The 9,578-nt window shown below is 61.0% G+C and carries 12 protein-coding genes; all 12 read left to right on the top strand.

Annotated features, from left to right (window positions below; genetic code table 11):
- Positions 1 to 84 precede the first annotated feature (84 nt).
- On the top strand, positions 85 to 939 hold the full coding sequence (locus tag B3849_RS07085; protein ID WP_286779957.1) for a hydroxymethylglutaryl-CoA lyase: 855 nt from the start codon (positions 85 to 87) through the stop codon (positions 937 to 939).
- Positions 939 to 1,724, top strand: a complete 786-nt coding sequence (locus B3849_RS07080) for a crotonase/enoyl-CoA hydratase family protein (RefSeq protein ID WP_278424806.1) — start codon at positions 939 to 941, stop codon at positions 1,722 to 1,724. Before B3849_RS07085 ends, B3849_RS07080 begins: the two co-directional genes overlap by 1 nt.
- A gap of 56 nt (positions 1,725 to 1,780) precedes the next feature.
- Complete coding sequence (locus tag B3849_RS07075; RefSeq protein WP_286779956.1) at positions 1,781 to 2,680, top strand: NAD-dependent epimerase/dehydratase family protein; 900 nt, start codon at positions 1,781 to 1,783, stop codon at positions 2,678 to 2,680.
- 170 nt (positions 2,681 to 2,850) lie between these two features.
- Positions 2,851 to 3,216, top strand: a complete 366-nt coding sequence (locus B3849_RS07070; protein ID WP_005854000.1) for an NADH-quinone oxidoreductase subunit A — start codon at positions 2,851 to 2,853, stop codon at positions 3,214 to 3,216.
- Complete coding sequence (locus tag B3849_RS07065) at positions 3,207 to 3,743, top strand: NuoB/complex I 20 kDa subunit family protein (RefSeq protein WP_005853998.1); 537 nt, start codon at positions 3,207 to 3,209, stop codon at positions 3,741 to 3,743. The genes B3849_RS07070 and B3849_RS07065 overlap by 10 nt, the downstream gene beginning before the upstream one ends.
- Positions 3,744 to 3,752: 9 nt before the next feature.
- The gene (locus B3849_RS07060; protein ID WP_037944466.1) at positions 3,753 to 4,358 is read left to right on the top strand and encodes an NADH-quinone oxidoreductase subunit C; all 606 of its coding nucleotides are present in this window, start codon (positions 3,753 to 3,755) and stop codon (positions 4,356 to 4,358) included.
- A complete protein-coding gene (locus B3849_RS07055; RefSeq protein WP_009824864.1) occupies positions 4,358 to 4,531 on the top strand; it encodes a hypothetical protein in 174 nt (57 codons plus the stop codon). The genes B3849_RS07060 and B3849_RS07055 overlap by 1 nt, the downstream gene beginning before the upstream one ends.
- Entirely contained in the window at positions 4,531 to 5,754 is a 1,224-nt protein-coding gene (locus tag B3849_RS07050; RefSeq protein WP_005853993.1) for an NADH-quinone oxidoreductase subunit D, read from the top strand. Before B3849_RS07055 ends, B3849_RS07050 begins: the two co-directional genes overlap by 1 nt.
- A 78-nt stretch (positions 5,755 to 5,832) precedes the next feature.
- Complete coding sequence (locus tag B3849_RS07045; protein WP_005853991.1) at positions 5,833 to 7,143, top strand: NADH-quinone oxidoreductase subunit E; 1,311 nt, start codon at positions 5,833 to 5,835, stop codon at positions 7,141 to 7,143.
- Positions 7,144 to 7,177: 34 nt separating this feature from the next.
- Entirely contained in the window at positions 7,178 to 8,173 is a 996-nt protein-coding gene (locus tag B3849_RS07040) for an endonuclease (RefSeq protein WP_414718027.1), read from the top strand.
- A gap of 21 nt (positions 8,174 to 8,194) precedes the next feature.
- Positions 8,195 to 8,422, top strand: coding sequence for a DUF5337 domain-containing protein (locus B3849_RS07035; RefSeq protein ID WP_005853987.1), 228 nt, complete (start codon positions 8,195 to 8,197; stop codon positions 8,420 to 8,422).
- An 11-nt stretch (positions 8,423 to 8,433) separates the two neighbouring features.
- Positions 8,434 to 9,578 (top strand): NADH-quinone oxidoreductase subunit NuoF (gene nuoF, locus B3849_RS07030; protein ID WP_286779955.1); only part of this gene is annotated, 1,145 nt, incomplete at its 3' end.

The raw sequence follows: 9,578 nt of genomic DNA, 5'->3' as shown, positions 1-9,578 counted from the left end.
CCCCGCCTATCAGAGGGCTAAGGCGCGGGACGGCGAGCAGGACATCTATGTGCAGGAGTTCTATCCCGTGCCGGAGGAGGGGTGATGGCCGAGAGTGTTGAAATCTTCGAAGTCGGTCCGCGCGACGGGCTGCAAAACGAGGCCGCCCGGATCGCTACGCGCGACAAGATTGCGCTGGTGGATTGCCTGAGCGAGGCGGGCTTTGCCCGGATCGAGGTGGCGAGCTTTGTCAGCCCCAAATGGGTGCCGCAGATGGCCGGATCGGGTGAGGTTCTGGGCGGGATTGCTCGGGTCGAGGGGGTGCGTTATGCCGCGCTGACGCCGAATATGCGGGGATACGAGGATGCGGTCGCGGCCAAAGCGGGAGAGATCGCGGTGTTCGCCTCGGCCAGTGAGGGGTTCAGTCAGAAGAATATCAACGCCAGCATCGAGGAGGCGTTCGAGCGTTTCGCGCCGATTCTAGAGCAGGCACGCCATGTGGATATGCCGGTGCGGGGCTATGTCTCGTGTGTGGTGGAATGCCCCTATGACGGGGCGGTCGCGCCATCCAAGGTGGCTGAAGTGGCGGATCGTCTTTTCTCTATGGGATGCTATGAGGTCTCGCTTGGCGACACCATCGGGGCGGGCACGCCGGATACGATTGCGCGCATGTTGCTGGCGGTGCGCGATGTGGTGCCCGTGGGGCGTTTGGCCGGGCATTACCATGACACCAACGGGCGGGCGATGGACAACATCGATGCATCCCTGTCCATGGGCCTGCGCGTGTTCGATGCCGCCGTAGGCGGTTTGGGGGGGTGCCCCTATGCGCCGGGGGCTGCGGGCAATGTTGCTACGGAAAAGGTCAACGCGCATCTGGTGGCGCTTGGCTATGACACCGGGTTGGATCAGGCGGTGATCGAGGAAGCCGCCGAGATGGCGCGGCGGATGAGGGTAGGATGATGTACGAGACACTGAAACTGGAGACCGACACGCGCGGGGTCGCGACGTTGACGTTGGCGCGCGAGGAAAAGCACAACGCCATGTCCGCGCAGATGATAGCCGAGTTGACACAGGCCGCCGCCGCCTTGGCCGCTGATGATGCTGTGCGGGTCGTGGTGCTGACCGGCGCGGGCAAAAGCTTTTGCGCGGGCGGTGATCTGGGCTGGATGCAGGCGCAGCGCGATATGGATGGGCCGACACGCTCGGCCGAGGCAGGCAAGCTGGCCACGATGCTGGGCGCGCTGAACACGCTGCCCAAGCCCTTGATCGGTAGGGTACAGGGCAACGCTTTTGGTGGCGGTGTCGGCATGGCCTCGGTCTGTGATGTGGCGATCGGGGTTGATACGTTGAAGATGGGGTTCACCGAGACGCGGCTGGGGATCATTCCGGCCACCATCGGCCCCTATGTGCTGGCCCGTATGGGCGAGGGGCGCGCGCGGCGTGTGTTCATGTCGGCCCGTCTGTTTGACGCGGCAGAGGCGGTCGATCTGGGCTTGCTGGCCCGTGCCGTGCCGGCGGATGCGCTGGACGCTGCGATCGAGGCCGAGGTCGTGCCTTATCTGTCCTGTGCGCCGGGGGCCGTGGCTGCGGCGAAACAACTCGCGCGGGATCTGGGACCGCGGATCGACGCGCAGGTCGTGGACCATACCATCGCCGCATTGGCCGACCGCTGGGAAACCGAAGAGGCGGCCGAGGGAATCGGTGCCTTCTTCGACAAGCGCAAGGCGGCCTGGGTTACGGGTTGAAGCGGGGCGGCAAGGCTCTAGGCTTTGCCACGACATCAACGGCAAAAGGGGCCCCCATGCGTATTCTATTCACCGGCGGCAGCGGCAAGGCGGGGCGGCATGTGATCCCCTATCTGATGGATCAGGGGCATCAGGTGTTGAACGTGGACCAGCAGCCGCTGGATCACCCCGGCGTTGACAACCGCATTGCCGACATCACCGACGCGGGCGAGATGCATGATGTGATGCATAGTCTGATGAATCTGGGCGAACTGGATAAGGGCACCGGCGTGCTGGGGTTTGACGCCGTTGTGCATTTCGCCGCCGTGCCGCGCATCCTGATCACGTCGGATACAGAGGTGTTTCGGGTCAATACGCTTGGCACCTATCATGTCATTGATGCTGCCGTGAAGGCGGGGGTGCCCAAGATCATCTTTGCCTCATCCGAGACGACCTATGGCGTCTGCTTTGCCCAGGGGGAGCGCAAGCCCGACTATATCCCCGTCGATGAAGAGCACCCGACCGTGCCCGAAGACAGCTATGCCATGTCCAAGGTCTGTAACGAGGCGACGGCGCGCAGCTTTCAGGCGCGCACGGGGGCGGATATCTACGGGTTGAGAATCAACAACGTGATCGAACCGCATGAATACGCCAGCCTTTTCCCCGGCTTCATTCACGACCCCGATCAACGGCGGCGCAATATCTTCGCCTATATCGATGCCCGCGATCTGGGGCAGATGGTGCAGCGCTGTCTTGATGTGGACGGCTTGGGCTACGAGGTGTTCAATGTGGCCAATGCCGACACCTCTGTCGCCGCACAAACGTCTGACTTGATTGATCGCTACTATAAAGACGTGCGCCAGACCCGCGATATGGGCCAGTTCGAGACATTCTACAGCATCGAAAAGGCGCGTGACCTGCTGGGGTTCGCGCCGCAGCACAGCTGGCGCGAGAGCCGCGATCTGCTGGAAAAATAGCGCCAATCACGCGGGCGCAGGCAGGGCGGGCCGCGCCCTTCGACAGGATGACGCAAATATGGCGGGCTCGGTTGACCCTGACCGGACAGCGGAGTAAACCGACCAAAGCCAATAGTGCCGTTTGGCTGACAGGGCGCGTGGCGCGTCGCATACGCAAAAGGAGCTTCCCCTTGGACGACATGATGCGGGAATACCTGCCGATCCTACTTTTTCTAGCCGTGGCGATTGTCCTTGGCATTGTTTTGATCCTGGCTGCCGTCGTGCTGGCCGTGCGCAACCCGGACCCTGAAAAAGTGTCGGCCTATGAATGCGGGTTCAACGCCTTTGACGACGCCCGGATGAAATTTGACGTGCGGTTCTACCTCGTGTCGATCCTGTTCATCATCTTTGACCTCGAAATCGCTTTTCTCTTCCCCTGGGCCGTGGCCTTTCAGGACGTGAGCATGGCCGGCTTCTGGTCGATGATGGTCTTTCTTGCCGTGCTGACCGCCGGCTTTGCATATGAGTGGAAAAAGGGAGCACTGGAATGGCAGTAGCAGCCGCCGGGGCCAATGTGGCCGGGATGGACCGCGATGTGGCCACCCAGAACCTGAACAAGGAACTGCAGGACAAGGGCTTCCTGCTGACCTCGACCGAAGACATCATCAACTGGGCCCGTACCGGCTCGCTGCACTGGATGACTTTTGGTCTGGCCTGCTGCGCCGTCGAGATGATGCACACCTCGATGCCGCGCTACGATCTGGAACGGTTTGGCACCGCGCCACGCGCGTCTCCACGTCAGTCCGACCTGATGATTGTTGCGGGCACGCTGACCAACAAGATGGCACCGGCCCTGCGCAAGGTCTATGACCAGATGCCGGAACCGCGCTATGTGATCTCTATGGGGTCTTGCGCCAATGGCGGCGGCTATTACCACTACAGCTATTCCGTTGTGCGCGGCTGTGACCGTGTCGTGCCTGTCGATGTCTATGTGCCCGGCTGCCCGCCCACGGCAGAGGCGTTGCTGTATGGTATCATGCAGCTGCAGCGCAAAATCCGCCGTACCGGCACAATCGTTCGCTAAGGGGCTGATATGTCAGAACAACTGAACGAACTTGGCGCGTATATCGAAGCGAAACGCCCCGACTGTATCCTCGGCTGGGATATCGCCTTTGACGAGCTGAACATGGATGTCACCCAGGCCAATCTGCCCGGTCTGGTAGAATTTATCAAAAGCGACGCGACCTGCCGTTTCTCCTCGCTGGTGGATATCACCGCGGTGGATTACCCGGGCCGCGCCAAACGCTTTGATGTCGTCTATCATTTTCTGTCGATGTACCAGAACCAGCGCATCCGCTTGCGCGTCGCCGCGCGCGAAGAGGATATGGTCCCCTCGATCGTCGATATCCACCCGTCGGCCAACTGGTTCGAACGCGAGGTCTTTGACATGTTCGGCATCATCTTTGCCGGCCACCCCGACCTGCGTCGCCTGCTGACCGACTACGGGTTCCGCGGCTACCCGCTGCGCAAGGATTTCCCGACCACCGGCTATACCGAAGTCCGCTATGACGAGACGGAAAAGCGCGTGGTCTATGAACCCGTGAGCCTCGTTCAGGAATATCGCCAGTTCGACTTTATGTCGCCTTGGGAAGGGGCCGAATATATTCTGCCGGGCGATGAAAAGCCGGAGGCAAAATAATGGGGGGCATGTGGTGGTTCATACTCTCTGCCCTCACAATCATCCCGATGGTCAAGCTGTTGCCGTTTTTCGGGATCAATAAATACTGGTCTGTTGCCTGTATCGTGCCTTTGGGCACCGTCGCCCTTCTGTGGTGGATGGGCGTCAAACTGACCGAGCTGGAGCGTAAATGATGGACGGCACCAAAGGTTTCGAAGACGCCCTGACCGGCGAGCAGAAGATCCGCAACTTCAACATCAACTTCGGCCCGCAACACCCTGCGGCGCACGGGGTTCTGCGTCTGGTTCTCGAACTCGACGGCGAGATCGTCGAACGTTGCGATCCGCATATCGGCCTGCTGCACCGTGGCACCGAAAAGCTGATGGAAAGCCGCACCTACCTGCAGAACCTGCCGTATTTCGACCGGCTGGATTACGTGGCACCGATGAACCAGGAACACGCCTGGTGTCTGGCCATCGAAAAGCTGACCGGTGTCGAAGTGCCCCGTCGCGCCTCGCTGATCCGCGTGCTCTATTCCGAGATCGGCCGCATCCTGTCACACCTGCTGAACGTCACCACACAGGCGATGGACGTGGGTGCGCTGACACCGCCGCTCTGGGGCTTTGAAGAACGCGAAGATCTGATGATCTTCTACGAACGCGCCTGCGGTGCCCGTCTGCACGCGGCCTATTTCCGCCCCGGCGGGGTCCACCAGGATCTGCCGCCCGCGCTGCTTGATGATATCGAGGCATGGACCCACAAGTTCCTGTCGGGCTTCATGGTCGACGTGGATCAGCTGCTGACAGAAAACCGGATCTTCAAACAGCGTAACGCTGACATCGGCATCGTGTCTGAACAGGACATCCAGGATTGGGGCTTCTCGGGCGTGATGGTCCGCGGCTCTGGCCTGGCCTGGGATTTGCGCCGTGCGCAGCCCTATGAATGCTACGATGAATTCGACTTCCAGATCCCGACCGGTGTGAACGGCGATTGCTATGACCGCTACCTCGTCCGGATGGAAGAAATGCGCCAGTCCACCTACATCATCCAGCAAGCCATCGAAAAGCTGCGCGCGCCCGAAGGGCAGGGCGATGTATTGGCGCGGGGCAAGATCACGCCCCCCAGCCGGACCGCGATGAAAACCGACATGGAAAGCCTGATCCACCACTTCAAGCTCTACACCGAAGGGTTCCACGTCCCCGCCGGCGAAGTCTATTGCGCTGTCGAGGCCCCAAAGGGCGAATTCGGCGTCTACCTTGTGGCGGATGGATCGAACAAACCCTACCGTGCCAAACTGCGCGCGCCGGGCTACCTGCACCTGCAAGCGATGGACTATGTCGCCAAGGGGCACCAGCTGGCGGATGTCGCGGCGATCATCGGCACCATGGACATCGTTTTCGGAGAGGTCGACCGTTGAGCCGGGTCCTCTTCATTTTGCCAAATAAACTCCCGCCGGAGGCGCCCGCCGTTTCCGCAAGAACGAAAGCCTGATCTGATGCTGCGCCGTTTGCACCCTGACCAACCGACAAGCTTTGCCTTCACCCCTGCCAACCAGGCCTGGGCCGAAGCGCAGATCACGAAATACCCCGAAGGCCGTCAGGCCAGCGCGATCATCCCTTTGCTATGGCGTGCGCAGGAACAGGAAGGCTGGCTGAGCCGCCCTGCAATCGAACATGTCTCTGAAATGCTGGGCATGGCCTATATCCGCGGGCTCGAAGTCGCGACATTCTACTTTATGTTCCAGCTTCAGCCTGTGGGCGAGGTCGCGCATTTCCAGATTTGCGGTACGACATCCTGCATGATCTGCGGGGCCGAAGACCTGATCGAGGTCTGCAAGGAACGCATCGCGCCCAAGGCCCATCAGATCAGCGCAGACGGCAAATTCTCGTGGGAAGAAGTCGAATGTCTGGGCGCCTGTTCGAACGCGCCGATGGCGCAGATCGGCAAGGACTATTACGAAGATCTGACCGTCGACGGCTTCCGCGCCATGATCGACGAGATGGCGGCGGGGCAGGTGCCTGTACCCGGCCCGCAGAACGGGCGCTATGCCTCTGAACCGCTGTCCGGGTTGACCAGCCTGACCGATCACGACAGCGGCAAGACACAATACAACGCCAGCGCACAACTGGCCGTGGACATCGGCGACACGCTCAAGCGCATCGATGGTACCGAAGTGCCGCTGACAGCGCCCTGGCAGGGTAAAGATGGTGCAGACAGCGCCGGTTCTGACAAGGAACAGCCTGTTGCGCGGGATGACAATATGCCACCCGAAGGCCCTGACGGTGCCCAAGGCGGTCGTACCGCCGCAGAGGAAGACGCACCACGTGATGTGGGCGATGCCTCGGATCAACGCTCCGAAGCACCGGGGGAGGCTGACGGCACCGAAGCTGTGGGCAAACCCGAAGCAGGCAGCGTCGCACCCGGCGATCCGGCCCCTGCGCCTAAAGCCTCGACCGCGGGCACCAAAAAAGCATCGGTTGCAAAATCTGCAGAGGCCAATGCGGATGCTGCGGCCACCAAGCCCAAGACGCTGGATGCCCCCGAAGGCGGCGCGGCGGATGACCTCAAGATGATCAAGGGCATCGGTCCCAAGCTCGAAGCGCTGGTTAACAAGATGGGCTTTTACCACTTTAGCCAGATCGCTGACTGGGGCCCGAACGAGGTATCCTGGGTGGATCAGAACCTCGAAGGTTTCAAGGGTCGTGTGACCCGCGACAACTGGGTCGAACAGGCGAAAAAGCTTGCTGCTGGTGAAGAAACAGAATTCTCGTCGCGCGCCACAAAAGATGGTATCTATAACACATAATAGATCATCTTGAATGGCGAACGAAGGGACGGACATGACTGATTTGACGCAAAAAGAGCAATGCAAACGCGGTTGCATGCGGTGGGGGGCCGGGGTCGGCCTTGTCCTCGCGTTGCTATTTTGGCTGGTTTTCGGCTGGGGCTTTATCGCCTCCTTGTTCCTCGGGATCATACTGGGGCTTGTGACCTTTGTGGTCCTGTCCAAATTCATGTGCGGATCGCTTGGGGATGAGCCTATGCAGACGGCCAGCGCCCCTGCGGCGGCGGCGGCCCCTGCAACGGCGGCCACAACCCAGGCGGCCAGCGCCGCACCAACCAGCGACGCCGAGGTAGAGCCTGAGCCGACGCTGGAAGCGGAACCCGCTGCCACCGAAACGGTAGAGACTCGCCCCGAAGACACGACCGGCGGTCAGGCCGAGGCCGATGTCGGCGGTGCCGCGTCAGAGGCGACAGCGGGCACCTCGCCAGCGGCCAAAGACGAACCCGCCGCTTTCTCGGGGATCAAGCCCACGGCCAAACTGAAGGGCCAAGAGGAACTCGCTGCGCGCAAAGGCAGCTACAAATACGAAGCCCCCGCAGCCGAGCCTGCACAGGCCAAGGCGGCTCCGACTGCCGTGCCCGTGCCAGAAGCGGCGGCGGAACCTGTCGCCTCTATCCCAGAACCAACGCCGGCTGAAACACCGCAGGCACCGGCCACCGTCAAGGGGGCGACCTCGACCCGTTCGGGAATCGCGGATATTCCGGCGGGTACTGTGGAAAGCAGCCCCGAAACGCTGGAGAAACCGCGCGCTGGCGGTGCCGATAACCTCAAGCTTATCAGTGGGGTAGGGCCGAAACTTGAACAAACGCTGAATGAGCTGGGGATCTATCACTTTGATCAGATCGCCAAATGGACCGCGGATGAAATCGCTTGGGTTGATGCCCGCGTGCGGTTCAAAGGCCGTATTCAACGTGATGACTGGATGGCGCAGGCCAAAACCCTCGCCTCCGGTGGAGAGACCGAATTCTCCACCCGTAGTAAAAAGACCTGAGCCTGACATGGATGCCGTGTAATGACAGATAAGGAAGAAATCGCCCTGGCCCGTAAGGGCCGGATGGTCGGCCTTGTCATTGCCGGCACCATGTTGCTTTGGATCGCGGCGCAATGGCTTGCGCCGCAGTTCGGCTTGCCCGGACGCTATGCGCTGCTGTTCGACTTTGCCGCGCTGGCAGCCCTGATCTGGGCGATGGTCAATATATATCAGATGAGGCGGGCCCGCGCGGCCAGCCGTGACACATAAAGGTTAGCTTCATGCTTCAGGATCAAGACCGCATCTTTACCAATATCTACGGTATGCACGACCGCACGCTGAAAGGCGCGCAGGCGCGTGGCCATTGGGATGGCACGGCGGGCATCCTCAAGAACGGGCGCGACTGGATCATCGACCAGATGAAAGCCTCGGGGCTGCGGGGCCGTGGCGGTGCGGGCTTCCCCACCGGTCTGAAGTGGTCCTTCATGCCCAAGGAAAGCGACGGTCGCCCCAGCTATCTGGTGGTGAACGCCGATGAATCCGAGCCCGGCACCTGCAAGGACCGCGAGATCATGCGCCACGATCCGCACACGCTGATCGAGGGCTGCCTGATCGCAAGCTTCGCGATGAATGCCAATGCTTGCTACATCTACATCCGCGGCGAATACATCCGCGAGCGCGAAGCGCTGCAAGCCGCGATTGACGAGGCGTATGACGCGGGGCTTGTGGGCAAGAACGCCTGCAAATCCGGCTATGATTTCGACATCTATCTGCACCACGGGGCAGGTGCCTATATCTGTGGCGAGGAAACCGCGCTGCTGGAAAGCCTTGAAGGCAAAAAAGGCATGCCGCGGATGAAGCCGCCGTTCCCTGCGGGGGCCGGTCTTTATGGCTGCCCGACCACGGTGAACAACGTGGAATCCATCGCGGTGGTCCCAACAATCCTGCGCCGCGGTCCTGAATGGTTTTCAAGCTTTGGCCGTCCGAACAACGCGGGCACCAAGCTGTTTGCGATCTCGGGTCATGTGAATAATCCTTGCGTCGTCGAAGAAGCGATGAGCATCACCTTTGAAGAGCTGATCGAAAAGCATTGCGGCGGTATCCGTGGCGGCTGGGACAACCTCAAGGCTGTGATCCCCGGCGGGTCGTCTGTGCCGATGATCCCCGGTGCGCAGATGCGCGACGCGATCATGGATTTCGACTACCTGCGCGAGCAACGCTCGGGCCTGGGGACGGCTGCGGTCATCGTGATGGATAACTCCACCGATGTGATCAAGGCGATCTGGCGTCTGGCGAAATTCTACAAGCACGAATCCTGTGGTCAGTGTACGCCATGCCGCGAAGGGACCGGCTGGATGATGCGCGTGATGGACCGTTTGGTGCGCGGCGATGCGGAGCCCGAAGAGATCGACATGCTGCTCGACGT

The sequence above is a fragment of the Sulfitobacter sp. UBA4523 genome, assembly GCF_002388305.1.
In the GTDB taxonomy this organism is placed as follows: domain Bacteria; phylum Pseudomonadota; class Alphaproteobacteria; order Rhodobacterales; family Rhodobacteraceae; genus Sulfitobacter; species Sulfitobacter pontiacus.
This window is presented reverse-complemented; position numbering and strand designations above follow the sequence as displayed.

Coding starts and splice junctions, on each gene's coding strand:
- B3849_RS07085 (WP_286779957.1), top strand. CDS start 85: ATGGCCGAGAGTGTTGAAATCTTCGAAGTCGGTCCGCGCGACGGGCTG.
- B3849_RS07080 (WP_278424806.1), top strand. CDS start 939: ATGTACGAGACACTGAAACTGGAGACCGACACGCGCGGGGTCGCGACG.
- B3849_RS07075 (WP_286779956.1), top strand. CDS start 1,781: ATGCGTATTCTATTCACCGGCGGCAGCGGCAAGGCGGGGCGGCATGTG.
- B3849_RS07065 (WP_005853998.1), top strand. CDS start 3,207: ATGGCAGTAGCAGCCGCCGGGGCCAATGTGGCCGGGATGGACCGCGAT.
- B3849_RS07060 (WP_037944466.1), top strand. CDS start 3,753: ATGTCAGAACAACTGAACGAACTTGGCGCGTATATCGAAGCGAAACGC.
- B3849_RS07055 (WP_009824864.1), top strand. CDS start 4,358: ATGGGGGGCATGTGGTGGTTCATACTCTCTGCCCTCACAATCATCCCG.
- B3849_RS07050 (WP_005853993.1), top strand. CDS start 4,531: ATGGACGGCACCAAAGGTTTCGAAGACGCCCTGACCGGCGAGCAGAAG.
- B3849_RS07045 (WP_005853991.1), top strand. CDS start 5,833: ATGCTGCGCCGTTTGCACCCTGACCAACCGACAAGCTTTGCCTTCACC.
- B3849_RS07040 (WP_414718027.1), top strand. CDS start 7,178: ATGACTGATTTGACGCAAAAAGAGCAATGCAAACGCGGTTGCATGCGG.
- B3849_RS07035 (WP_005853987.1), top strand. CDS start 8,195: ATGACAGATAAGGAAGAAATCGCCCTGGCCCGTAAGGGCCGGATGGTC.